Annotated in this window: 25 protein-coding genes; 16 read left to right on the top strand and 9 right to left on the bottom strand. The window is 48.8% G+C overall.

From position 1 onward, the window contains the following. Nucleotides 1–38 precede the first annotated feature (38 nt). A complete protein-coding gene (locus BST96_RS11590) occupies nucleotides 39–1,031 on the bottom strand; it encodes a glutathione S-transferase family protein (RefSeq protein WP_085758863.1) in 993 nt (330 codons plus the stop codon). Nucleotides 1,032–1,156: 125 nt separating this feature from the next. Between BST96_RS11590 and BST96_RS11585 the strand changes: the two genes are divergently transcribed. The 7 genes from BST96_RS11585 to BST96_RS11555 all read left to right on the top strand — a co-directional run bounded on the left by BST96_RS11585 (nucleotide 1,157) and on the right by BST96_RS11555 (nucleotide 8,939). Beyond that, on the top strand, nucleotides 1,157–2,050 hold the full coding sequence (locus tag BST96_RS11585) for a LysR substrate-binding domain-containing protein (RefSeq protein WP_085758862.1): 894 nt from the start codon (nucleotides 1,157–1,159) through the stop codon (nucleotides 2,048–2,050). A 76-nt stretch (nucleotides 2,051–2,126) separates the two neighbouring features. Continuing rightward, complete coding sequence (locus BST96_RS11580) at nucleotides 2,127–2,837, top strand: DUF3581 family protein (RefSeq protein ID WP_085758861.1); 711 nt, start codon at nucleotides 2,127–2,129, stop codon at nucleotides 2,835–2,837. Nucleotides 2,838–2,880: 43 nt separating this feature from the next. Further along, nucleotides 2,881–3,771 carry a phosphatase PAP2 family protein gene (locus BST96_RS11575; protein WP_085758860.1) on the top strand — a complete coding sequence of 297 codons (891 nt, stop codon included), beginning with the start codon at nucleotides 2,881–2,883 and terminating at the stop codon, nucleotides 3,769–3,771. 30 nt (nucleotides 3,772–3,801) lie between these two features. Further along, nucleotides 3,802–4,782, top strand: coding sequence for a YheT family hydrolase (locus BST96_RS11570; RefSeq protein WP_085758859.1), 981 nt, complete (start codon nucleotides 3,802–3,804; stop codon nucleotides 4,780–4,782). A gap of 86 nt (nucleotides 4,783–4,868) precedes the next feature. Next, on the top strand, nucleotides 4,869–7,070 hold the full coding sequence (locus tag BST96_RS11565) for a DUF1631 family protein (protein ID WP_157117933.1): 2,202 nt from the start codon (nucleotides 4,869–4,871) through the stop codon (nucleotides 7,068–7,070). Nucleotides 7,071–7,134: 64 nt separating this feature from the next. Then, nucleotides 7,135–7,479, top strand: a complete 345-nt coding sequence (locus tag BST96_RS11560) for a PilZ domain-containing protein (RefSeq protein WP_085758857.1) — start codon at nucleotides 7,135–7,137, stop codon at nucleotides 7,477–7,479. A gap of 176 nt (nucleotides 7,480–7,655) precedes the next feature. Then, a complete protein-coding gene (locus BST96_RS11555; RefSeq protein ID WP_085758856.1) occupies nucleotides 7,656–8,939 on the top strand; it encodes an aspartate aminotransferase type Ic in 1,284 nt (427 codons plus the stop codon). Nucleotides 8,940–8,998: 59 nt separating this feature from the next. On the opposite strand, the gene BST96_RS11550 is transcribed toward BST96_RS11555, so the two are convergent. Next, complete coding sequence (locus BST96_RS11550; protein ID WP_085758855.1) at nucleotides 8,999–9,346, bottom strand: DUF1820 family protein; 348 nt, start codon at nucleotides 9,344–9,346, stop codon at nucleotides 8,999–9,001. 173 nt (nucleotides 9,347–9,519) lie between these two features. Between BST96_RS11550 and miaB the strand changes: the two genes are divergently transcribed. From miaB to lnt, 5 genes are all read left to right on the top strand, one after another. Beyond that, on the top strand, nucleotides 9,520–10,905 hold the full coding sequence (gene miaB / locus BST96_RS11545) for a tRNA (N6-isopentenyl adenosine(37)-C2)-methylthiotransferase MiaB (RefSeq protein WP_085758854.1): 1,386 nt from the start codon (nucleotides 9,520–9,522) through the stop codon (nucleotides 10,903–10,905). Nucleotides 10,906–11,073: 168 nt separating this feature from the next. After that, complete coding sequence (locus BST96_RS11540) at nucleotides 11,074–12,102, top strand: PhoH family protein (protein WP_085758853.1); 1,029 nt, start codon at nucleotides 11,074–11,076, stop codon at nucleotides 12,100–12,102. Continuing rightward, nucleotides 12,099–12,590, top strand: coding sequence for an rRNA maturation RNase YbeY (gene ybeY / locus BST96_RS11535; RefSeq protein ID WP_206045329.1), 492 nt, complete (start codon nucleotides 12,099–12,101; stop codon nucleotides 12,588–12,590). Before BST96_RS11540 ends, ybeY begins: the two co-directional genes overlap by 4 nt. Before the next feature lie 19 nt (nucleotides 12,591–12,609). After that, nucleotides 12,610–13,455, top strand: a complete 846-nt coding sequence (locus tag BST96_RS11530; RefSeq protein WP_085758852.1) for an HlyC/CorC family transporter — start codon at nucleotides 12,610–12,612, stop codon at nucleotides 13,453–13,455. Between the two features lie 19 nt (nucleotides 13,456–13,474). Further along, on the top strand, nucleotides 13,475–14,980 hold the full coding sequence (gene lnt, locus BST96_RS11525) for an apolipoprotein N-acyltransferase (protein WP_240554790.1): 1,506 nt from the start codon (nucleotides 13,475–13,477) through the stop codon (nucleotides 14,978–14,980). Here the strand turns inward: lnt and BST96_RS11520 are convergent. Together BST96_RS11520 and BST96_RS11515 are read right to left on the bottom strand one after the other, a co-directional pair. Then, entirely contained in the window at nucleotides 14,977–15,267 is a 291-nt protein-coding gene (locus BST96_RS11520; protein WP_085758851.1) for a helix-turn-helix domain-containing protein, read from the bottom strand. The genes lnt and BST96_RS11520 overlap by 4 nt on opposite strands. Next, entirely contained in the window at nucleotides 15,260–15,631 is a 372-nt protein-coding gene (locus BST96_RS11515) for a type II toxin-antitoxin system RelE/ParE family toxin (protein WP_085758850.1), read from the bottom strand. Before BST96_RS11515 ends, BST96_RS11520 begins: the two co-directional genes overlap by 8 nt. Nucleotides 15,632–15,935: 304 nt before the next feature. Here BST96_RS11515 and leuS point away from each other — a divergent pair, with 304 nt between their 5' ends. Genes leuS through holA form a run of 3 tightly spaced genes read left to right on the top strand, consistent with a single transcriptional unit; the run spans nucleotide 15,936 to nucleotide 20,000 of the window. Further along, the gene (gene leuS / locus BST96_RS11510; RefSeq protein ID WP_085758849.1) at nucleotides 15,936–18,413 is read left to right on the top strand and encodes a leucine--tRNA ligase; all 2,478 of its coding nucleotides are present in this window, start codon (nucleotides 15,936–15,938) and stop codon (nucleotides 18,411–18,413) included. Between the two features lie 12 nt (nucleotides 18,414–18,425). Then, a complete protein-coding gene (locus tag BST96_RS11505) occupies nucleotides 18,426–18,971 on the top strand; it encodes an LPS-assembly lipoprotein LptE (RefSeq protein WP_085758848.1) in 546 nt (181 codons plus the stop codon). A 9-nt stretch (nucleotides 18,972–18,980) separates the two neighbouring features. Further along, a complete protein-coding gene (holA, locus tag BST96_RS11500; RefSeq protein WP_085758847.1) occupies nucleotides 18,981–20,000 on the top strand; it encodes a DNA polymerase III subunit delta in 1,020 nt (339 codons plus the stop codon). Here the strand turns inward: holA and BST96_RS11495 are convergent, their stop codons facing one another. Beyond that, entirely contained in the window at nucleotides 20,001–21,053 is a 1,053-nt protein-coding gene (locus BST96_RS11495; RefSeq protein WP_085758846.1) for a CNNM domain-containing protein, read from the bottom strand. Between the two features lie 206 nt (nucleotides 21,054–21,259). Here BST96_RS11495 and BST96_RS11490 point away from each other — a divergent pair, with 206 nt between their 5' ends. Continuing rightward, nucleotides 21,260–22,072, top strand: coding sequence for a PhnD/SsuA/transferrin family substrate-binding protein (locus BST96_RS11490; RefSeq protein WP_085758845.1), 813 nt, complete (start codon nucleotides 21,260–21,262; stop codon nucleotides 22,070–22,072). Between the two features lie 22 nt (nucleotides 22,073–22,094). Here the strand turns inward: BST96_RS11490 and lipA are convergent, their stop codons facing one another. The 4 genes from lipA to BST96_RS11470 form a co-directional block, all read right to left on the bottom strand. After that, the gene (lipA, locus tag BST96_RS11485; protein WP_085758844.1) at nucleotides 22,095–23,075 is read right to left on the bottom strand and encodes a lipoyl synthase; all 981 of its coding nucleotides are present in this window, start codon (nucleotides 23,073–23,075) and stop codon (nucleotides 22,095–22,097) included. A gap of 27 nt (nucleotides 23,076–23,102) precedes the next feature. Continuing rightward, nucleotides 23,103–23,768 carry a lipoyl(octanoyl) transferase LipB gene (gene lipB / locus BST96_RS11480; protein WP_085758843.1) on the bottom strand — a complete coding sequence of 222 codons (666 nt, stop codon included), beginning with the start codon at nucleotides 23,766–23,768 and terminating at the stop codon, nucleotides 23,103–23,105. Further along, nucleotides 23,769–23,981 carry a YbeD family protein gene (locus tag BST96_RS11475; protein WP_085758842.1) on the bottom strand — a complete coding sequence of 71 codons (213 nt, stop codon included), beginning with the start codon at nucleotides 23,979–23,981 and terminating at the stop codon, nucleotides 23,769–23,771. A 69-nt stretch (nucleotides 23,982–24,050) separates the two neighbouring features. After that, the gene (locus tag BST96_RS11470) at nucleotides 24,051–25,208 is read right to left on the bottom strand and encodes a D-alanyl-D-alanine carboxypeptidase family protein (RefSeq protein WP_085758841.1); all 1,158 of its coding nucleotides are present in this window, start codon (nucleotides 25,206–25,208) and stop codon (nucleotides 24,051–24,053) included. Nucleotides 25,209–25,243: the final 35 nt, after the last annotated feature.

Raw genomic sequence — 25,243 nt, 5'->3', positions numbered from 1 at the left:
CCACTGGGGACCATTAATGGTGGCGCCGCTGCGGGCTATTACGATGACGCCGCAGAAAGCTCTTCACTAAAACGCTGGCGCTGGTGGGGTACAGAAAAATCCAGCTCCTGCCCTACCGGCACTATAGCTGTAGGGTTAATCGTACTATGACTACCGTAATAATGCTGCTTGATATAAGGCATATCAACAGTCTCGGCAATACCGGGCTGCTGATATAAATCACGCACATACTCCGACAAGCTGGGGTAATCCGCAATACGCTGGCGATTGGTTTTAAAGTGTCCAAAGTAAACCGCATCAAAACGCACCAACGTGGTAAATAAACGCCAGTCTGCCTCCGTAATGGTATTGCCAGTTAGGTAGCGACGGCCAGCCAACAGCGTCTCCAGACAATCAAGCTCCTCAAACAAGGCATAATAAGCCTCTTCATACGCTGACTGCGTAGTCGCAAAACCCGAGCGATAGACACCGTTATTTACCCGGTGATAGATACGGTCATTCAATGAATCAATCTCTTCACGTAAAGCGACAGGGTAATAATCCTCCGTATTACCGGTTAAGGAATTAAAGGCGGTATTAAACATACGAATAATATCCGCCGATTCATTGCTAACGATGGTATTGCGCCGCTTGTCCCACAGCACCGGCACCGTCACCCGCGTTGTAATATCCGGCTGCGCCTTGCGATAGATTTGGTGCAAGTACTGCAAACCATATAAGCCATCGCCCTGCTCTGCATCAAAGTACCACCCCTTATCCAGCATCAAAGGCTCGACAATCGACACACTAATAACATCCTGTAAGCCTTTTAACGTTAAAAATATCAGCGTGCGGTGCGCCCATGGACAGGCCAGCGAGATATAGAGGTGATAGCGCCCAGCCTCTGCCTTAAATCCATCGCTCCCGGTGGGCCCCGCCGCACCATCGGCCGTTATCCAGTTTCTGAACTGGCTATCCTGGCGAACAAATTCGCCTTTAGCGGAAGACTTATACCACTGATCGACCCACTCACCTGCCACTAGCAAACCCATAAATCACCTCAACCATATAAAAATAATCAAACCATCTATTCAATTTAAGTCAGTATAAACTTGCTATAAAAACAAAAAAGCGATACTTTTTAATCAATTACATCAAATTATTTGATCAGTAGAATATGCCATCACCATTAAGCCTTGAAGCACTGGAAGTCCTGGACGCCATTGAGCGCAAAGGCAGCTTTGCCGCTGCTGCCACACATTTAAATCGCGTACCTTCTGCTGTTTCCTATACCGTCCAAAAACTGGAACAGGATTTGGACATCAGCCTGTTTCAGCGGCAGGGAAGAAAGTCAGTATTAACGGGGGCTGGCAAGCATCTGGTCGAACAGGGGCGCCAACTACTGTTAGCCGCCAGCGATATCGCCGCCAGCACCCAACAAGTGGCCACTGGCTGGGAGCCGCGCCTGCGTATTGCCCTTGACCATATACTGCCGGATGAATATTTGCTGCCGATTATCGAGCAGCTCTATCAAGTCCAGCCTGCCATCAACCTGGAGCTTAGCCAGGAAGTTTTGGCAGGCACCTGGGAGGCACTGGTCGAAGATCGAGTGGATTTAATTATTGGCGCTGTGGATGCTGCCCCCAACCATAAAGGGATTAGAAGTATTCCCTGGCATGATACTCAGGCCGTTTTTGTAGCCTCACCCAAGCACCCTATTTGCCAGCAAAGCCAGCCGTTAACTGAGCAGCAAATCCGTCAAAGCCGATCCGTCATTGTGCGGGACTCATCAAAAAATCTCGCTCCCTTAAGCCGCGGCATACACAATAAGAAAAGCAGTATTTATGTACCCAATATGGCGATGAAAATCGCCGCCCATCGACAGGGCTTAGGGGTGGGCAGCCTGCCAAGGCATTTGGTTAAAGATGAATTAGCCAATGGCACACTGGTTGAGCTTAAAGTGAGCCATAACAGACCCATTACAAAAAACCATATCGCCTGGAAAATCAGCAACCGCGGCCAGGCCCTAAAGTGGCTGGTCGATAAACTTCAACAACAACCGCCGCTATAAAACCGGGCCAGGTGGTGCTAAACCTGCTAAGCACTGGTAGAATGCCGCGCACTATTTAGCTGAGAATTTTAAAGACATGCTTATTGACCAGTATTACCACAAAGACAACGATCAGTTGACGTTTACCCGTCAACAGGCCAGTGACTTTGCCAAACAAATTGCCGACGACTTTAACCCCCTGCACGATATTGTTTCAAAACGTTTCTGTGTACCCGGTGATTTATTATTCGCGGTCGTGCTGGCGCAGTATGGTGCCTCCAAGCATATGCGTTTTACCTTCTCTGGCATGGTGACCGACGAGGTGACACTGCTACTGCCCGAAGAGTCTGCACTACTGACACTCAATGGTAGCAATGACAAAGAATATGTAAGTATCGAACATACGGGTGACAACTCCACCAACGCTGCGCTGATTGATAATCTGACACAAAGCTATGTCACTTTCTCCGGCCACACCTTTCCCCACATTCTGATTCCGCTGATGGAAAAAAAAGGGGTAATGATTAACCCCGCCCGCCCTATGGTGATGTATCAAAGTATGCTGATCGATCTGGAGCGACTGGATCTGGTCGATGTAGAATTGGAACTCGACAAAGAAAAAACCACCTTCGATTGCAACGGCAAACGCGGCAATGTTTGTCTGGCCTTTAATCTTATTGCCAGTGGTGAAACCATTGGCCGAGGTGAAAAACATATGGTGGTTAGCGGCTTAAAACCGTTTGAAAAAGAGGTGGTCGACGGTGTTATTGCCGAGTATGACCAGTGGAAAAAAGATTATCACCGCTAAGTGGCATGCAAGCCATAGCTATCCAAACTAAAAAGGTGAAACCATGCTAGCCATACAACAATGGGGCATCGATTTTATTTTGATGCTGCAATCTTATCAGTCGCCTTTTCTCGATAGTTTTTTTTATCTTATCACCCAGCTGGGTGGCATGGCTTATCTCGCCGTTGTGCCACTGGTCATTTGGTGTATAAACCCCCGTCTGGGTATTCGCGCCCTACTCGCTATGTTAGTTGCCCAATATCTGGTAATGCTGATCAAAGATATTGTGCAGGAACCCCGCCCCTATCTTGCGGATGATCGCATTATCTCTTCCGGCGAGCGAGGCTATAGTTTCCCCAGCGGCCACGCTATGGGCTCGATGGTTTTTTATGGCTTGCTGTTGCTATGCACTGATAAAAAATGGCTGCGAATAGCCCTCGTTGGCTTAATTATTTTGATTGGCCTGTCGAGAAATTATCTGGGCGTTCACTATCCCCACGATGTTGTGATAGGTTGGGTATTAGGCATTATCTACTTATATAGCTGGTTTAAATGGCAGCCGCTTGTCAGCAAAGCCTTTTACCAACAGACATTAAGCAAACAATTGCTGCTGTTATTTGCCGTTCCGGCGCTGATAGCCAGCTTGCATTATTTTTGGCTGGACACCTTTCGCGCACTGGCGGTTGCCGGTGCGGTTTCAGCCTGCGTGTTAAGCCTCATGGCCGACAGCAGCCGAACACTTCTGCATGTTAAAGGCCATATTATCCAGCTAGCTGGCCGCTATATTATCGGCATGGTATTACTGCTAGCGACCCTAACAGCCTGCGACGCTATTGTGCCGGCAGATGGCCACCTATTTTATAATGTGGTGGTTTGGGTCAATGGCTTTACCATGAGCTTAATGACCTGTTATTTCGCCCCCCGCTTATTTGGCAAAATAAAGCTGGCCCAGTGAACAGGCATTGTTATTAGCGAGCGCTGCACTATGGACACCTTCAAACCATCAGCACTGCTGAAGAATCCCCATTTACAGTCCATTCTGGCCAGCACCGGGCCACGTAAACACTGGGTAAAACGTCAGGCAAAAACACTGCGCGAAACAGCCAGCCAGCATATTCTTGATTGCGGTGACGGCATCCGCCTACAAGGCGAATACTCCACCCTACCCAACAACCAACAAGGCCTGGTTATTTTAATTCACGGCTGGCTGGGCAGTAACGACTCTCTGTATTTACTCTCGGCAGGCAGCACCTTATTGGCAGCGGGTTATAATGTTTTTCGACTTAATCTCAGGGACCATGGCGATAGCGGCCACCTTAACCGCGAGCTATTTAACTCTACCCGGATTACCGAAGTCGTTAATGCCGTTAAAGCTATCCAGCAACAATTTCCACATACGCAGAATTATTTAGCCGGCTTTTCTCTGGGGGGGAATTTCTCATTGCGGGTGGCCGCCAGAGCGCCAGCCAATGCTATTACACTGAATAAAGTGGTCGCTGTTTGCCCCGTCATCAACCCCTATAAAACCAACCGCAATTTAAATAACGGTCCATTTATTTATCACCAGCACTTTCGTAATCACTGGCGACAATCTCTCGCCAATAAATTGCAGCACTTCCCGGAACATGGCTATCAGGACATACTCAACAAACTGCCTACACTGGACGCTATGAATGACTATTTTGTCCCCCATCATACGGCGTACGCTGAGGTAGACGATTACCTCAATGGCTATTCCATTGGCGGCGAACATTTAAGCCAGCTAGAAATACCCTGCCATATCCTCAGCAGTATGGATGACCCTGTGATTGAAGCAGAAGATTTACAGGAACTGCCCGACCACCCACAGTTGACCATTGAACTCACCCGCTATGGCGGCCACTGCGGCTATATTCAGGGGCTCACCATGGATAGCTGGGCAGACCAACGTATTCTGGAACTGTTCGCCGAATCGACCTCCAGCTAATCGCATTACCCGCAAGTCTTGCGCTATACTTAATTGCCCGCGCCGCCATGATTGGCCGTTATGAGCGCGGCCTATAACAGGCGCCATTGAAGAGCGCCTACGACCACTACAGCGAGAAAACGGATAATCAATCTATGGGCGAACAAGGTCCTAACAGTAGCTTGGAAAGAGAGCGTATTCTTACGGCCTGCCGCGAGCTTATTATCAAGTGGGTACAGGTTAATTTTAGCGCCTATTTTGACACGCTGGATGATCGTTTATTTTCCCTGGCCGACAAAGCCGATAATAACGATGATCAAAATCGTTACTTCCAGATCAGGGGTGATCTTCAGCACGGAAAAAGCATTGTCCAGCAAGCTTATCTGCAACAGATTTATAAAGCCTTCGATAATTACCAGGCCAACCAAGCGACCTCCAGTGACTACAGTAATAACCTCGGCAAATTGACCGAACCCGCCCCCGAAGACGAATTAAATCTGAGCCTGATTGACAATAACGAACTGGAAGAAAAACTGGCTATTGGCTCTATGAGCCGCAAAGCCAGCGCCCTTCACTCAGAAATGCTGTATGCACTGAATCAACGTCTGGCCGCATTGCGTGGTGGCCAAAAGCTGACGGACCAGGGCAACCCTATTGCACCCGCAGTTTTCGGCGAGGCAATGAAGCAGTCAATCGACAGCATCTCGATGGATAACCGCAGCAAACTCCTGATCTATAAAATTTTTGAATCGGCCTTTATAAGCAAAATCAATAAACTCTATGAATTGGTTAACCACCATTTTGAGAGCCATGGCGTGCTGCCACACCTGAGTTATCACATCCAAAAAAATGCCTCAGCCCAAATCGCCGAGCAACTACCCGAAGAATTGCAGGAACAAACCAGCGCCGCTTCGATGGCCAACCAGGTCAACTTAATAGATGCTATCCGCTTATTACAACAGCAACTGCAACCTCAGGCCCCACAGCCCAGAGCCCAGGCATCGCCACCGGTGTCACAAATTATTGCCGGCATTCAACAACTACAGCAAAACGCCGGGGCCCTGCTTAAAGCGCTGGAATCACCTCAGGCAGTAGCCACTAGCAACCCCGCCAGCCTCAAACAGCAAGCCGAACAGGCCGTAAAAAAGTCCGACGAAGTCGATGCACATATTATTGAAATTGTAGGCCTGCTATTTGAATATATGTTGAATGACCAACAGCTGCCCGACTCCATTAAAGCACTACTTAGTTATTTACATACCCCCTTTCTGAAAATTGCTGTTATCGACAAAGATTTTTTTGATCACCCGGAGCACCCAGCCCGACAACTGCTTAATAGCCTTGTGGCTGCTGGTGAGCGCTGGGTAGAACCGTCAGGCAAACATAAGAATGATGTATTTCAACAAATCAAAAATGTCGTGCAACGACTGCTTAATGAATTTGATAACGACGTGCGGCTATTTTCAGAATTGGCCTTTGAGTTTAACCAGTATCTGCGCCAGCATTCTCGCCGTATTCGACTGGCCGAAAAGCGCGCAATGCAAGCCGCCCAGGGGGAAAACAAACTCAAGGAAATACGCTTAAAAGTCGATGCCTATTTGAAGAAAAAGTCCAGCGAACTGCAATTGCCCCCTTCCATCCATACCTTATTATTTGAACCCTGGGCCAACTTCCTGTCCTTTAATCTACTCCGCTTTGGCTCACGCAGTGAACAATGGCGAGAAGCGGCTCTGGCGGTGGACGATATTCTCTGGTTAAGCCAACCCCATGGCGCCGACGACTGGCATGCTCGAAAACGCGCTCAGGAACTGCGTAAAACTCTGCTTCCGTTACTGCAATCAGGCTTTGAGACAGTGGGCTATGACAGCAACCAGGGCAAGCGATTATTGGAAGCACTGATGCAGCGGCAACAGGATACCAGCACTGCGGCTACCCCCGTCACCACGCCGGTTAGCGCCAATATTGATGATGTTGATATTGCCAGCCAATCCCGGGAGGCGGCCGAGGGCGACAAAGTGATTATGATGCTAAGGAAAACCCAGCCTGGCACCTGGTTTGAATTTAATGCCGACAGTAAAACACCCCAGCGCGCCAAATTGGCCTGGGCTAACACCGACACATTGCACTTTATGTTTGTAAACCGGATGGGGCAGCAGGTTTCGGCAAAAACAGGGCAGGAGCTCGCCAGTGATATCCGCGCTGGCAAAACCAGGATCCTGCAAACCCTGGAGGGTAAACCCTTCTTTGAGAAGGCGATGGAGCGTGTACTGGAACAATTACGCCAAAGAGAACAAAATAATCCCGACTGATGGTCTACACTAACAACATCAGCCAGCAGGGCCACTAAAGAACATTTAGCAAAGACAGCATCCAATGAAAGATATTATCGAAAGAAAACATGAGCGCAAAGAACTCAACCAATCCATCCCCATTCTGGATGTGATCAATGGCGGAGAATTTGGTGAACTGGTTAATGCCACAATTGAAGGCATTATGATAATTACCGATAAAGAAATACCCACCCAGTCTATTTACCAACTCTCCCTACAGTTGCCCATTGAAATAGAGGGTAGCAACACCGTAGAACTGGGTGCCGATTGCCTCTGGTGCCGTAAAGTCGAGAATTTCCACCGCTATTGGTCCGGCTTTCATATTATTGATGCCTCCGATACCGCCATGGCCCAGCTTGAAGAACTGATCAAACACTACAGTAAATAAGCCTGTTAAATAGTCACGATCCCAGTACCCACCTTGCGCCGGTTTCAGGTATAATCCCCGCGCAAGGCTACATACCCTGCACAAACGGCATCACAGATCTGTGAATCGCCATGGTTAGCAAGATAACTTGTTAACTTGCTAACCTACGTTTTTAACCCATTAAAGAGGACATCACGTTGCGTCTCAATCAAGCAACTCCGGAACAACTGCGCGAGTGGGAAACGACCCTCGCTGAGCAGTACCAAGCCATTCAGCAGGCAGGCCTAAGCCTGGACCTGACCCGAGGCAAGCCCAGCAGCGATCAACTGGACCTATCCAATGCACTGGACGGTATTCTGCATGGCCAATATACCGATAGCAGCGGCACCGACCTGCGAAATTACGGTGGTCTGGACGGTATTCCAGAAGCCAAGACCCTATTTGCCGGTATGGTCGGCGTTAAACCTGAAGAAGTGATGATTGGCGGTAATAGTAGCCTCACCCTAATGTACTTTAGTTTACAAACAGCCATGCACCAGGGCGTTAGCGATGCTGACAGCGCCTGGGCAAAAGACGGCCAAACCGTTAAATTCCTGGCCCCGGTTCCCGGTTACGATCGTCACTTTGCGGCCTGTGAGCATTTAGGCGTAGAGCTTATCCCGGTGGCCATGGATGACAATGGCCCGGATATGGATCAGGTTGAGCAGTTGGTTCAAGCCGATGCCAGCATTAAAGGTATCTGGTGTGTGCCACGCTTCTCTAACCCAACCGGTGTGGTTTACTCCGACGAGGTGGTGCAACGTATTGCCAAGCTTGGCAATATCGCAGGCCCCAACTTCCGTGTATTTTGGGATAACGCCTACGCAGTCCATGTATTAAACGACAACGCACCAGAACTACCCAATCTGATGGACTACTGTCGCCAGCAGGGCACCGAAGATAGCGTCTATATTTTTGGCTCCACGTCCAAAATAACCTTTGCTGGTGCCGGTGTAGCGTTTATTGCCGGCTCCCCCGCTAACCTGACGGTACTGAAAAAGCATCTGGGCTTTACTTCTATTGGCCCGGATAAAATCAACCAACTCCGTCATGTCGCCTTCTTAAAAGACAGCGCCACCCTGAGTGAACATATGAATCGACATGCTGCCATTATGCAGCCACGGTTTGATGCAGTACTATCATCACTACGCAGTGAGCTGGGTGATACCGATATGGGCAGCTGGACTGAACCAGAGGGGGGGTATTTTATCTCTTTTGATTCCCGCCCAGGTCTGGCCAGGGAAATTATTGCACTGGCCGCAGGTGCCGGTGTAAAACTAACCCCTGCGGGCGCCACCTTCCCTTATGGCAATGACCCGGACGATAAAAATATCCGCCTGGCACCCACCTACCCGACGGTGAGCGAAATAGAAAAGGCGATGGAGGTATTTGTCACCTGCGTCAAACTGGCTTCGGTTAAACAGGCTTTGGCTGCCAGCTAAGTTTTATCACGCTCAAAAAAAACGCCAGCTTAATGCTGGCGTTTTTTTTGAGCTGGCGATTAGTCCACATCACCTGATAATGGCCTGGCGCTACCCGGCATGGGAAATGCCGCTACATTGCTGCCTCCCCCTGAAGCCTCTAACACTTTACCCACACCCTCTTTCTCTACCTCATCAATCCGTACAATAGAATGCATCGGCACATAGGAACGATTAACACCGGCAAACTCGGTTTTTAGCTTCTCTTCACCCGGATCAACAATCACCTGGGTGCGCTCACCAAAGACAAACTCTTCAACCTCGACAAAACCATACAACTCGCTTTGGTAGATAGCCTTGGCGTATACCTCATAAACCTTATTCTGGTTCAGGAATATCACTTTATAAATAGGGGTACTTTCTGACATAGAGGGTTACATCACCTTTAAAACGGACTTTAAGAAAAACGGCCTCCGAGGCCAATTGAAGGAATATTAACATAGTGCCAGCATAGTGTGGTCAAGAAATGCCCGCATCCTGTATAATCACTCGCCCTAATTTGCAGTGTGCTTCAGATCTTCCCTTTTTCAGGTCCCAATTAATGAACGACGTTATCGCCAGCGATAAACCCGCCAAGCCAGCCTCCAGCAGCAGTGACCTGCCAGTGAAAAAGCTGTATATCAAAACCCATGGCTGCCAGATGAATGAATATGACTCAGATCGCCTGCAAGACCTGCTGGGGGTTAGCCATCATCTGGAAACCACCGACAACCCTGAAGAAGCCGATGTGATTATGCTCAACACCTGCTCTATTCGTGAGAAGGCGCAGGAAAAGGTGTTTCACCAACTAGGGCGCTGGAAGAACCTGAAGGACCAAAACCCTGACCTGGTGATTGGTGTAGGCGGCTGTGTCGCCAGCCAGGAAGGTGATGCCATTGCTAAAAGAGCCCCCTTTGTCGATGTGATTTTTGGGCCACAAACCCTCCATCGCGTGCCTGAAATGATTGATGCGGCCAAGCCCAATGGCCCGGTACTGGTTGACGTTACCTTCCCTGAGATCGAAAAGTTTGATGCCCTGCCAGAGCCTACCGTCGATGGCCCCAGCGCCTTTGTCTCGATTATGGAGGGCTGTTCTAAATACTGTACTTTCTGCGTGGTGCCCTATACCCGCGGTGAAGAGGTCAGCCGCCCGTTTGATGATGTGATTGCTGAAATCGCCCATCTAGCCAGCGAAGGGGTAAAAGAAGTCAACCTACTGGGCCAAAATGTGAATGCCTACCGGGGTGAAAACCATGAAGGGGATATTGTCGACTTTGCCGAATTACTATCCTTTGTTGCCGCTGTACCTGGTATTGAGCGCATCCGTTATACCACCTCACACCCGGTCGAATTTAGCGATGCACTGATTGAAGCCTATAAAGAGATTCCAGAGCTGGTTAGCCACCTGCATCTACCCGTGCAAAGCGGCTCCGACCGTATTTTGGCAGCCATGAAGCGGGGCCATAACCGCGATGAATATATCGCCAAGATGAAACGGCTACAGGCGATTCGCCCCAATATTAGCTTCTCATCAGACTTTATTATCGGCTTCCCCGGTGAAACGGAGGAAGACTTTAACGATACCATGGACCTGATTGAAGAAATTGGCTTCGACTTATCCTTTAGCTTTATCTACAGCGCCCGCCCCGGCACACCGGCGGCTGAGCTCAGTGATGACACCCCTGAAACAGTGAAAAAGGAGCGCCTGCAAAAGCTGCAACAGCGGATTAACTCCCAGGCCCAGCAGATTAGCCGCCAGATGGTCGGCAACCGGGAAAAAATTCTGGTGACCGGCGTTTCCAAGAAAGACCCCGGCCAGCTACAGGGCCGCACCGAAAACAACCGTGTAGTTAATTTTTCTTCGGATAATCAATCACTTATCGGCGGCTTCGTTGATATAGAAGTTACCGAAGCACTCCCCAATTCACTACGAGGCAAGCTTCTGTAGGGTGGATTAAAATCCACCTTTTCGAACACCGGCTTTAGTGGATTGTAATCCACCCTACGGTCAAGAAGGTATTAATCCCAGAGATAGCAAAGACTATTGACTCATACCCCCATTCATCCCTATGCTTAGCCCATCTTAGGTGCCGTTCAGCGGCTTATATAAAACACATTGAATAAACCAGCCACATCGAAACAGGTTCTTACCCTGGAACCCAACGACTCCCAAGCCCTTGCCAGCCTCTGCGGCCAATTTGACGAGCACCTGCGTCAGATAGAACAGCGCCTGTCTGTTGAAATTCGCAACCGTGGCAACCTGTTTGAACTGCGCGGTGTTGACGCTGTACCCGCCAGCGCGGTGTTAAAAAATCTCTATCAAGATGCGCTGGAAGGCGTCACTCTGACCTCAGAGACGATTCACCTTAGCCTGCAACAAGCCGGGGTAGAAAGTTTGCACGAAGCCATCGACCATAGCGTTGAACCGATCACCCTAATCCACACCAAAAAAGCGACCATCAAACCTCGAGGTAAAAACCAGCAGGGCTATGTTCGCTCAGTCATGAACAACGATATTAATTTTGGTATTGGCCCTGCCGGTACCGGTAAAACTTACCTGGCTGTGGCCTGCGCGGTACAAGCGCTAATGAACGAAGAAGTGCAGCGAATTTTATTAGTGCGCCCAGCGGTAGAAGCGGGAGAAAAGCTGGGCTTTTTACCCGGCGATCTCGCCCAAAAAATTGACCCCTATTTACGCCCCCTCTACGATGCCCTCTATGAAATGATTGGCGTCGAAACCGTGACCAAAATGATCGAGCGCAATATTATTGAAATTGCTCCGCTGGCCTATATGCGCGGTCGCACCTTAAATGACTCCTATATTATTCTCGATGAAAGCCAGAACACCACCAAGGAGCAAATGAAAATGTTCCTGACCCGGATTGGCTTTGGTTCAACGGCAGTCATTACCGGCGACGCCACCCAGATCGATTTACCCCGTGGCACTCAATCCGGCCTGACCCATGTTATCAATATCCTCGACGGTGTTGACGGCATTAGTTTTACCTATTTCCAGTCCAAAGACGTGGTGCGCCATCCGCTGGTACAAAAAATTGTCGATGCCTACGACCGCATTGAAAATAACCCAAAACCGTTGGAAGCGACAACCACACCCCCGGCTAGTGGCGAGAGTAAACCGCAGTGAATATCAGTGTAGATCTGCAAATCGCTATTGAAGACGAAGACCAACCTCCCCCGGCACAGATACAACAGTGGGTGGCCGCCGCATTAACTGAAGCTCAACAGGCTAACTCACAACAAACACCTGAGCTTACTATTCGTATTGTCGACGAAGCAGAAATTACCACCCTTAATCGCGACTACCGCCACAAAGACAAAACCACCAACGTTTTATCCTTTCCCGCAGACTTGCCTGATCATATTGATTTGCCTCTACTGGGCGATCTGGTGATCTGTGCCGCGGTGGTTAGGCATGAAGCGATTGAACAACATAAAAACATAAATGACCACTGGGCCCATATGGTGATCCACGGCACCTTGCATCTTCTCGGTTATGACCATATAGACGATGACGAAGCCGAGATTATGGAAGGCTTGGAAATTAAGGCATTGGCCAGCTTGCAAATAGCCAATCCCTACCTTGAAATTAACAACAACGCAGTAAACCTCTAGGAGGGTTGCACCCAAAACCATGAACGAAGACCGAATCCCCGAGCCAGAAGAAAAATCCTGGCTCGAAAAAATCGCCCACGCTTTTTCATCCGAACCCAAATCCCGTGATGATTTATTAGATATTTTAAAAGTGGCGCAACACAACGAAGTGATCGATAACGACGCTTTAAAAATTATCGATGGCGCTATGCAAGTGACCGAAATGCAGGTACGGGAAATTATGATCCCGCGCACGCAGATGACGGTGATCAAAGCAGAAGAGTCCCTAAGCGAACTGCTACCGCAAATCATTAAAACCGCTCACTCCCGTTACCCGGTGATCGGTGAAAATACCGATGAAGTACTCGGTATTCTATTGGCCAAAGATTTATTGCCACTGGTATTGGAAAAAGATGCCGACAGCATTGATATTACCCCCATGTTGCGCCCGGCGACGGTGGTGCCTGAAAGCAAACGTCTTAATGTATTACTGCGTGAGTTCCGCGAAAAACGTAATCATATGGCCATTGTTATTGATGAATATGGCGGCGTTGCAGGCTTAGTTACTATCGAAGATGTGCTGGAAGAAATTGTCGGCGAAATTGAAGATGAGCATGATGTAGAGCCCGATAGCTATATTAAAAAACTCGCCGAGAATGATTATATTATCAAAGCGCTAACCCCCATCGACGATTTTAACGAAGCCTTTGAGGCAGAGTTTAGCGACGAAGAGTTTGACACGATTGGCGGTATTATTTTGCAGCAATTTGGCCACCTGCCTCGCCGCAATGAAGTAGCCACCGTTAATGGCTATGAATTTAAAGTACTTAACGCCGACAGCCGCCAGGTACATTTGCTGCGGATGTCAGAAATCACTGCTAGCTAAGCACAAGGACCAAACCTCGGTGAAATCAGTGAAACAAGGTTGGAGCGGACACCTACTGGCAATGCTGGCAGGTGCTCTGGTCACCCCTTCACTGGCACCGTTTAATCTCTGGCCGCTGGGCATTGCCAGCACCGCCCTACTGGTTTGGTTATTATCCGATCTCACCGCCAAACAGGCCGCCAAACGCGGTTGGTTTTATGGCTTGGGTTTATTTGGTGCAGGCACCTCCTGGGTCTATGTCAGCATTCATGTTTATGGTTATGCACCTGCGCCGCTAGCCGCTTTTCTAACACTTATTTTTAGTGCCGGGCTGGGCATTTTTACTAGCGTCACTTTTTATTGCTATGTCCGCTGGATTCGCGACCAGGCTAGTGGCCCACTACTAGGTTTTGCCGCCATCTTTGTTATTGGTGAATGGTGGCGCAGTTGGTTTTTAACCGGTTTCCCCTGGCTGTATATCGGCTACGGCCATATTGATACCCCTCTGGCAGGCTGGGCACCGGTGGGCGGTATTTATGCGGTAGGATTTGTTGTTGCACTTACCGGCGCAGTCATCAGCTACGGGCTACAACAGAAAACATTTATCCACCGCCATATCATGATGATCACCACTCTATGGCTGGGTGGTTTTTTACTAAACAGCATCAATTGGACAACGCCTGCAGACCGGCCGCCGATTAACGTTGCCATGGTGCAGGCGAATATTCCGCAGGAAGTGAAGTGGCGTCGAGACCAATATCAGGCCACCTTAAAACGCTATAAACAAACCAGCGCAACGCTCTGGGCAGAAAACGATATTGTGATCTGGCCTGAAGCGGCAATCCCTACCTACTACCAATACGCCAAACCATTTCTTGGCCTAATGAACGACAGGGCCAGCCAATATAATGCCAGCTTAATTACCGGCATTCCTTCCTTTGAAGAAGACGAAGCCGGCAATCAATATCGCTATAACAGCATCATGGCTTTTGGAGAAGGTCAGGGACACTACAATAAACAGCGGCTGGTACCGTTTGGTGAATATGTACCACTGGAAAACCTGCTGCGCGGTTTAATTCAGTTTTTTGATATGCCCATGTCAAATTTTTCAGCCGGTGCTGAAGGCCAAGCAGCCATTCAAGCCGGGGATATCACTCTGGCACCCTTTATCTGTTATGAAATTGTTTACCCTGAGCTGGTCTCACAGTGGCTACCTGACGCGGATATGTTAATTACCATTAGCAACGACGCTTGGTTTGGCGGCTCTATCGGGCCATTACAACATTTAGAAATGGCGCAAATGCGGGCCTTGGAAAGTGGGCGTTATTTATTGCGCTCAACCGGCAGTGGAGTCAGTGCTATTATTGACCAGCGGGGGAAAATCACGGTTCGCGGCGAGCAGTTTACCCGTGAAGTGATTAAGGGTGAGGCGCAGGTATTTCAAGGCGCTACACCGTTTTCTTTAAGTGGCAGCTGGCCGGTGCTTGGGCTATGTTTTGCGATTATTTTGCTACCACAGCTAGTGCGCTTGAAGATAAAGAGTTAAGCAATGCTTTCAAGCCCATGTCGATAAGCCAGATTTAATAACTTTAAATTACCCCCACCCGGCGTCACCTCCCCTCGCTCCCATTTTTGATAGGTCGATGGGCTAATATTTAAATACCGAGCCATAACACCCTGGCTAACATGAGCCTTGGCACGGATATTTTTTATTTGCCGCGGTGTCAGTTTGATCACTTCAGGCAAGGCCAAAGCATCAAGCTCTCGCATAGTCACCGTATCCAGTTTAAGGTCTTTGGCTGTAGCGACAACGGCTTTTAATAGTTTACTCATATTCCACCTCTAATAAGCTGCCCTCAAGTAAGCGCTGCTCAATCTCTTGTTCAGTAAAGGCCACGATCGACTTTGACAGGATTTTGTAGGCGAGCTTTTCTTTGCTGCTAATATTGTCCCGCTCATTTTTCTCAAAGCCATAGAGAAAAAATGCTCGATCATTAACCCTGAGTGCCAGCAAAGTGCGTACGCTGACGCTTTTACCACGCCCCCTGGTCGCGATACGCTTTTTATATAAATAGCTGCCATAGCTAGTGTCGACCATACCCATTGCTATCTCATAGACAGCGGTAATTAATAGGGCATCATCCAGAGCATGCTTGTCAGCCCATTTGGCAAAGTGGCGTGTTTTGAATATACGCATTCAAGCCACCCCGCTATTTATAGTAACAATTACTATAGTAATTACAACTACAGGTGCACAATGGCTATGCAGCTGCGGGAATGGAATATGACTAATCGGGGGTAATAATTGACTACAGGCTGATACGTTTCCTTTCGTACTCATCGTAAATTCCTTTTACTGATCTGAGGCCCTGCACTATACAAGATTCTTACTGATTATGGTCATTAAATAAGCCCCCTCTAACCGGTATCGGTTTGTGCCCAATTCCTGTTAAAATGCGCGCCTGATTTCCCTTCTAAAACCAAGAAAACTGAAGCTGACAATGCAAGAGCAATACAATCCCAAAGAGATCGAACAACTGGCACAGCAATTTTGGGCAGACAATGAGAGTTTTGTCGCCAATGTAGATACCGACAAAGACAAATACTACTGTCTGGCCATGTTCCCCTACCCTAGCGGCAAGCTGCATATGGGCCATGTGCGCAACTACACCATTGCCGATGTCATCTCACGCTACCAGCGCATGTTGGGCAAGAATGTTCTACAGCCCATGGGCTGGGATGCTTTTGGCCTGCCAGCGGAAAATGCTGCGGTTAAAAATAACACCGCACCCGCCAAGTGGACTGACAGCAATATTGACTATATGCGCGACCAGCTCAAACAGCTGGGCTTTGCCTATGACTGGTCCAAAGAGCTGGCCACCTGCAAACCCGACTACTACCGGTGGGAACAGTGGTTTTTTACCCGTCTTTATGAAAAGGGGCTGGTCTATAAAAAAACCTCTGCCGTTAACTGGTGCCCGGTGGATGAAACCGTGCTGGCTAACGAGCAGGTGATCGATGGCTGCTGTTGGCGCTGTGATACCGCGGTAGAACGCAAAGAAATTCCGCAGTGGTTTATCAAAATCACCGAATATGCCGATCAACTGCTGGATGATCTCGACCAACTGGATGGCTGGCCTGAGCAAGTTAAAACCATGCAGCGTAATTGGATTGGCCGCAGCCAGGGTGTTGAAATGCGCTTTGACCTTGCCGAAACCATTGCTGGCATCGACAACTTTGAAGTGTATACCACTCGCCCCGATACCCTGATGGGTGCCACCTATGTCAGCCTGGCTGCCGAGCACCCAATCAGTCTGGCGCTGGCAGAGAACAATGCCGAGCTAAAAGCCTTTATCGCTGAATGCAAAACCAGCTCAGTGGCCGAAGCTGATATGGCGACCATGGAAAAGAAAGGTGTTTTCGCCGGTATCAATGCGATTCACCCAATGACTGGTGAGCCTGTCCCTGTATGGGTCGCCAACTATGTCCTGATGGATTACGGCTCCGGCGCGGTGATGGCTGTGCCCTCCCATGATGAGCGCGACTTTGCCTTTGCCAATAAATACAATCTGCCTATTGTGCAAGTGATTGCCAGCAACGATAACAGCGATAACGCTTTTGACAGCAGCACTTGGCAGGATTGGTATAGCCGTAAAACCAATACCACCACGGTCAACTCCGACGAGTTTGATGGGCTGGATTTTGAAGCCGCTTTCGCTGCTATTGCCAATAAGCTGGAAGCCCTGGATAAGGGCCGAAAAACCACTAATTACCGTTTGCGAGACTGGGGCGTTTCTCGCCAGCGCTACTGGGGTGCCCCCATCCCTGTATTCAACTTGCCCGACGGTGGCGAAATCGCCGTACCATCTGACCGGCTACCCATGCTGCTACCAGAAGACGTGGAAATGGACGGCGTAACCTCCCCCATCAAGAGCGACCCGGAATGGCGCAAAGATGAACTGAATGGTCAGCCTGTAGAACGAGAAACCGATACCTTCGATACCTTTATGGAATCTTCCTGGTACTACGCCCGCTTTACCAGCGCCAATTATGAAGACGGCATGCTAGACGCCGATGCCGCCAATTACTGGCTACCGGTAGACCAATATGTTGGCGGCATTGAGCACGCCATCTTGCACTTATTGTACGCCCGCTTCTTCCATAAACTGATGCGTGACGAGGGCCTGATTAACTGCGACGAACCCTTCGACCAGTTACTGTGTCAGGGCATGGTATTAAAAGACGGCACTAAAATGTCGAAGTCAAAAGGCAATACCGTAGATCCGCAGCAAATGATCAACCAATATGGTGCAGACACTGTCCGTTTATTTATTATGTTCGCAGCTCCCCCGGAGCAATCACTGGAATGGTCTGACTCTGCCGTGGGTGGTGCGCATAAATTTTTAAACCGTTTATGGCACCGTATTTATAACCATTTACAACATGCCAGCATCCCCGCGCTGGATACTGCCAATCTCAATAAAGAGCAGCAGAATTTACGCCGCAAGCTGCATGAAACCATTGGCAAAATTAGCGATGACTATGGCCGCCGCCTGACCTTTAATACCGCGATTGCTGCCATTATGGAGCTGACTAACGATATCGCCAAGCTGCCTGAGGATAATGAGCAAAGCCTTGCGGTAGAACGTGAAGCCTTGCAAGCCATTGTTACCATGCTGGCACCTATTGCTCCGCACTATTGCCATGAGCTATGGGCAGCACTGGGTAATAAAGGTGCGATTATCGATGCCCCCTGGCCTGTGGTTGATGAACAGGCGCTGGTTCGTGACTCCATCGAACTGGTAGTTCAGGTCAACGGCAAAGTACGCGGTAAAATTGAAGTCGCCGCAGATGCCAGCGCTGAATCTATTTTAGAACTGGCCTTTGCCGATGCCAATGTGCAGAAGTTTATTGATGGTAAGGACATAAAAATGAGTAAAGTGATACCCGGTAAACTTGTCACTATTGCGGTTAAATAAACAGGATTTTATATGACCATGCCGACTAAAAAAGCGTTTCTACCTCTGCTGCTTATAATCATGTTAAGCAGCGGCTGCGGCTTTCAACTACGCGGCAAAGTAGAATTGCCAGAAGGTGTAGAACCTCTATTTATTGGCGGCCTTAAGTCCAGTGACCAACTGGCCATAGAATTACGCAACTTACTCACCGCCTATGGCGTCGCGCTCACTGAAGACGGGAAAGAGGCCAATTACCGCTTGAATATCCTCGAACAAAAAGACCAGCGACGCAACGCAACTCTGGGGCAAAAAGCTAAAGTGGCGGAATACTTACTGATCGAACAAGTTTCTTTTGAGTTACTCAACAACAAAGGCAAACGTGTTTTAGGCCCTAACCGGCTGATTGAACGAAAAATTATGCCCAACGACCCCAATAAAGTCGTAAGTACCAAAGATGAAGAAGATTTACTGCGCCGTGAAATGCTGCAAAACCTTGCCGGTAAAATAGCGCGTCAGCTACGTAATTTTGACTACAGTAGCCAACCCCAAACTGAACCTGAATCAGAGCCACAACAATAAGACTGCCCTATGCGCCTGCGCCCAGACCAAGTACAGCAAAATTTAGCCAAAGGCTTGTTGCCGATTTATATTGTCAGCGGCGACGAAAGTTTATTGGTCCAGGAATGCTGTGATGCGATCAGGCTCAATTGCCGCAAGCAGGGCTTTAGCCGTGAGGTAATGCATGTTGAAACCGGTTTTGATTGGAGCGAGTTATTAGCCTCCGCTGCGGCGATGTCGTTATTTGCCGAGCGCAAGCTGATTGAATTACGTATGCCCAACGGCAAGCCCGGTGATGCTGGCGGCAAAGCATTAACCGAATATGCTGCCAACGCCTCTGCCGATAATGTACTGCTGATTATTTGCAATAAACTCGAAGGCTCCTCAACGCGCACTAAATGGTATAAAAATATTGAAGCTGCGGGTGCCTCCATACAATGCTGGCCGATAGACGCCAAGCAATTGCCCCGATGGATTAGCAACCGTCTTAATATGGTGGGCTTAAGAGCCAGTGATGATGCTATCAAAATGTTGGCCGAGCGTGTTGAAGGCAACTTGTTAGCCGCGGTGCAGGAAATAGAAAAGCTGCGACTCTATACCAACGCCGACGTTATTGATGCCGACACAATTACTGCCGCTGTTGCCGACAACGCCCGCTACGATGTCTTTGGCTTAGTGGATCGCGCTTTGGAAGGTGACCGCAAGGGCAGCCTGAGAATGCTACAAGGTTTAAAAGCTGAGGGCAGCGAACCACTGGGCTTACTATGGGCGCTCAGCAGAGAACTGCGCACACTATGCCAGTGCGCCGAACAAATCGAACAGGGCAATGGCGTCGACCGCGTATTGCAAAACCAGCGGGTTTGGGACAAGCGCAAAGCGGTGACTAAAAGTGCACTGCAACGGCTAAGGGTCAAACAATTACAGCAATTGGTTAAAATGGCTAATCATATTGACCAGTCGGTGAAAGGGATGAGACCCGACAATAGCTGGGATTTACTGGAGCAACTGGTTGCAACGCTGGCGGGTGCAAAACTCGCCATTAAGCACTAATTATTGCTCCGACTTTTTTTGCTCCATTTGCTGTGCCCGTTGCTTCCATAGCTTACGAGCCTCCTCCTGCATATCGACCGTTTTATCCTTTTCATCGACGATCTCTAAGCCCAGCAAGGTTTCCAGAATATCTTCAAGCGTAACAATCCCTTCAACACCACCATACTCATCCACCACCAGCAACATATGCACACGCAGCTCAAGAAAATCGTTAAAGGCCGCCGACAGCGTTGTGGTTTCCGGGATTGCCGTTAAATCCCGTCGGTAATCCGCCAAGCGCTTAACATCATTGCCCCTGGCTTTGGCTAACAGTAAATCACTGCGAAAGACAAAACCGGTAATATTCTCCTGATCCCCCTGATAGATGGGAATTCGGGAAAAAGGCACATGGTCATATTTATGAAAAAACTCTTCTACTGTGATGGCATCCGACAAGGACAACACCACGGTACGAGGCGTCATTACCGCAGTAACCGCCGTGGCTCGTAATAAAAAGATATTTTTCAGAATGCGTGATTCCTGCTCTCCAATCTGCCCTTCCTGACTACTTAAATCCGCCATCGCGGCAAACTCTTGTCGACTAAAACCGGCCAAGGTGGGGCCGTGGGTAAACCCGCCCATCAGCGATTCTGACAATTTTACAAAGGGATAAAGCACAATAACCAGGTACTTAAGCACATAGGCCGTTACCGGAGCCAGCTGCCGCCAATAATGGGCACCCAGAGTTTTAGGGATAATTTCAGAGAAGACTAAAATCAATAAAGTCAGCACTGCGGAAGCAACCGCCACATAGGCATTGCCGAAAACGACAACAGCCTGAGCCCCCGCTCCGGCAGCACCAATGGTATGGGCAATGGTATTTAACGTGAGAATAGCCGCCAAGGGCTTATTGATATCCTCTTTCATCTTCTTAAGCAGAGGGCCGGCTTTCTTCTTCTGCTGCTCCAACAGGGCTATATGCGCATTACTCACACTGAGCAGCACCGCTTCAGCAATAGAGCAAAGAAAAGAAAAACCCAGTGCTATCAAGACATAGCTAATCAGTAACCACATTATTTTCTACCGTGAACAAAACCGTCATATCAAACCAGCAGGGTAACGTGGCAGGCTGGATTATTCAATCCGCTTATAGAGCCCTGAAGCTAACAGACAGCAATAAATACATACATCAGCCTATATTTAGGTTAAGGTGCAAACATAGGTTTCTGGCTAGCCCTAGCCTATGCCTTGGTATTAACTCTATCGATAAGATCCTGGGTATGATGCTACGTCTGCTAACAACACTATTCTTTGCACTGGCCGCTATCCATACCGCACAGGCCAGCGATACTTTTATTATTACCGATCAAACCTTTCTGCCTGGCAATGTCGGCTTATCTATCTTAAACAGCCATAGAATGATGCTGGAAAGAGAAATGAATACGCCCGTAAAAATCTACAGCAAAAGTAATGGCTGCCAACTACTACAAAGCGCCAAACAACAACACAGTGATATTCTGGTAATCACGCCACAACTGGTGCCAACGGTCACCCAGCAATACGGCTATTTGCCGCTGCTAAAAGTTGACCAAAAACTAACGATCAATCTGGTTTCAAAAAAAAATAAGCCGATCAAATCACTCAGTGACCTGAGAGGAAAAACCTTTGCCACCATGACACCCGGACTCACCATTACCAGTATCGCTAATAACGCTATTGATAGTATTCCCGGACTGAGAGCAGAGATTGAATTTATTCCTATTGAACGCACCAAATCCATTTTGGCAATGATCAATAATGATGTCGATGTGATTGCCATGACGGCCTTGTTATATAACGAGCTCTCACCTCAATTTAAAGACGAGCTACATTACTTTCCTATTGAATCAGAATTCCCTATCTCGGTGTTAGTATTCCACAACCAATCAGACCGTAAAAAAGTCAGTCGCTACCGGGATATTATTGCCAATATGAAACCGCTTTCGGATACGCTGGTGACGTTTTCAGCGCTCACCGAGCAAGATATAAACGGGATTAGCCGCATATTAAAGGATAAGAAATGGGATGATATCAACTCTGGCTGCAATATCTAAAGCCAGATGCTATCAGCCCAAATTATTTCAGTAAACTTAAATCAACCTGCTTATCCGCATGATAAGACGAACGCACTAACGGCCCACTGGCCACCGATTTAAAACCCAACTCTTCGGCAATGCGGCCAAATTCATCAAACTCTTCGGGAGTGACAAAACGCTCTACCGCCAAGTGATCACGGCTGGGTTGCAGATACTGGCCCAAGGTAATCATATCGATATCGTGGGCACGCATATCATGCATCACTTGAATTAACTCTTCACGCGTTTCACCCAAACCTAACATCAAACCGGATTTGGTTAATACATCCGGGCGGCGCTCTTTATATTTTTTCAGTAAATCCAAGGACCATTGGTAATCAGAACCGGGGCGGATTTTTTTATAGAGACCAGGGACCGACTCCAGATTATGGTTAAACACATCGGGCGCTTCATCGGCCAATATATCCAACGCAATATCCATCCGGCCACGGAAGTCAGGAACCAGTACCTCGATTTTAATCTCCGGAGTACGGGCGCGGGTTTCACGAATACAGTCAGCAAAATGCTGGGCACCACCATCTTTTAAATCATCGCGGTCAACGGAGGTAACTACCACATATTTCAATGCCATATCGGCAATGGCGATAGCCAGTTCTGTGGGCTCATTTTCATCCAAAGCATTGGGACGGCCGTGAGCAACATCACAGAAGGGGCAGCGACGGGTGCAGATTTCCCCCATAATCATAAAGGTGGCGGTGCCGCCGCTAAAGCATTCGCCAAGGTTGGGGCACTGAGCCTCTTCACAGACCGAAGCCAGCTTATGTTTACGGAGCAAGCTTTTGATACGGGTGACTTCCGGGCTGATCGGCATTTTTACGCGGATCCAGTCGGGCTTTTTAGGCAGCTCAACTGTCGGGATAACTTTAACCGGAATGCGGGCTACTTTGTCGGCGCCGCGAAGTTTTTCGCCCTGGACAACCTTCTTGGGCCGAGGCTTGGCTGGAACTGGGGTATCGCTCATGACGTTCTCAATATCGTTAGTACTGCGTTAGCCGGGTAACTGGCCATCGCTAATCTGCTGGCGCTCAGTATACCCGAGATCACTAGCCAGTTGCTCGATCAATTGCGTAGATAATGCCGAATAGGAAGGAGGGTTGGGGGTTTCGAGGTGCATACTGCTCACCGCCATACCGGCATAACCGCAGGGGTTGATGCGCTGAAAGGGCTCTATATCCATATCCCGATTGATGCTAAGACCATGGAAGCTACAGCCCTTGCGAACCCTTAAACCCAGTTGCGCAATCTTGGCACCCGCCTCGCCATCCGGGGTCTGGATATAGACTCCCGGGGCATCGGCTCTGGGGGCAGCCTTAATCTGGTAGTGAGCCAATACCTTTACAATGGCAGCTTCAATGGCAGTGACCAGATTTCTCACCCCCATATCTTTTCTGCGCAAATCAATCAGTAAGTAGGCCACTAACTGTCCGGGGCCGTGGTAGGTTACCTGACCACCTCGGTCCACTTGAATAACGGGGATATTACCCGGCGCTAATAAGTGCTCAGCCTTGCCGGCCTGACCCTGGGTAAAGACTGCGGGGTGTTCTAAACACCAGATTTCATCGGGGGTATCAGGGTCGCGCGTATCGGTAAAGTGCTGCATAGCCTGCCATACCGGCTCGTAGTCAGCCAAACCCAGATCGCGGACAATCAGCATCTACAGGACCATCTGCACAACGCCGGTGGCTTTTAAGTCTTCAAAGATAGCATCGAGCTGGGGTTTGCCGGTGGCGGTAATGGTAACGGTAATAGAAACAAACGTCCCTTTGCCACTGGCGCGGTCTTTAATTTGCGAATCCTTAATATCACCGGCGTGCTTACGCATCACCTCTAGTACCACCTCTTTAAAGGTGGGCGATTGACGCCCCATAATTTTAATCGGGTACTCGCAGGGGAATTCTATTTTGGGGGCTCTTGTTCGCTCATTATCTCAATACACTTAACTGATTAGCGAAGTAAAAAATAAGACAATGGCATCCCACAAGCGTTTAAATAAACCGCCCTGCTCGACTGACTGAAGTGCCAATAGAGGCTCACGTAATAGCTCTTCACCATCCAGAGTAACTACTAACTCACCATATTCTTTACCCTTGGTGACCGGCGCCTTGATCACTTCATTCAGGTTCATTACTGCCTTGATATCTTTATGCTTGCCTCTGGGGATAGTGAGGTGAATATCACGCTCTACACCTAAGTTGATACTATCTTCTGCACCAGCCCAGACCTTGGCATCGGTCAACTCATCACCGACCGTGTAAAGCTGGTGGGTTTCATAATAACGGAAGCCATAGGCCAATAATTTCTGGGTTTCGGTTTCACGACCCGACTGGCTTTTCGCCCCCATTACCACAGAGATTAAGCGCATACCGTTTCTCTTGGCCGAGGCGACCAAACAGTAACCCGCTTCTTTGGTATAGCCGGTTTTAAGGCCATCAACACTATCGTCCTTCCACAATAAGCGGTTGCGGTTGGTTTGACGAATGTTGTTATAGGTAAAATCCGGTTCGCTATACAGCGCATACTCTTTGGGATATTTTAAAATGGCTTTGGACAGGGTCGCCAAATCACGGGCTGTCATATAGTGCTCAGAGTCTGGCAAACCGTGGGAATTCACAAAGTTAGAATCTTTCATCCCCAGTACTTGAGCATGCTGGTTCATGACATCAGCAAAGGCGCTTTCACTACCTGCCAAGTGCTCCGCCACGGCAACACTGGAATCGTTGCCAGAAGAAATCACCACCCCCAAATGCAGATCGTGCAGGCTGACCTGCTTGCCCACTTCGATCCACATTAACGAAGAACCGGCGAAGACCGGGTTTTGTGCCCAGGCATTTTTGCTGATAGTCACCAAATCATCATTGGACACATTACCCTCTTCCAACTCTACCGACAGCACATAGCTGGTCATCAGCTTGGTCAGGCTGGCGGGGGGTAAGCGCTCATCGGCATTATTGGCTGTAATCACCTTGCCGCTATCCGCATCGATCAAAATATAACCGCTGGCGGCAATCTTGGGGGGTGAGGGGATAATAGCGGGGGCTGCGCTGACCAAAGACATGGCTAGCAGGGAAAACAAAACAACAAAGTAATTACGCATAAGTAGCAAACTATTTAAGGATAATGAAGTGTCGC

The sequence above is a fragment of the Oceanicoccus sagamiensis genome (genome assembly GCF_002117105.1).
Taxonomy (GTDB): domain Bacteria; phylum Pseudomonadota; class Gammaproteobacteria; order Pseudomonadales; family Dasaniaceae; genus Oceanicoccus; species Oceanicoccus sagamiensis.
Note: the sequence above shows the minus strand (reverse complement) of the source record. Positions and strands in the feature narration are given on the sequence as shown.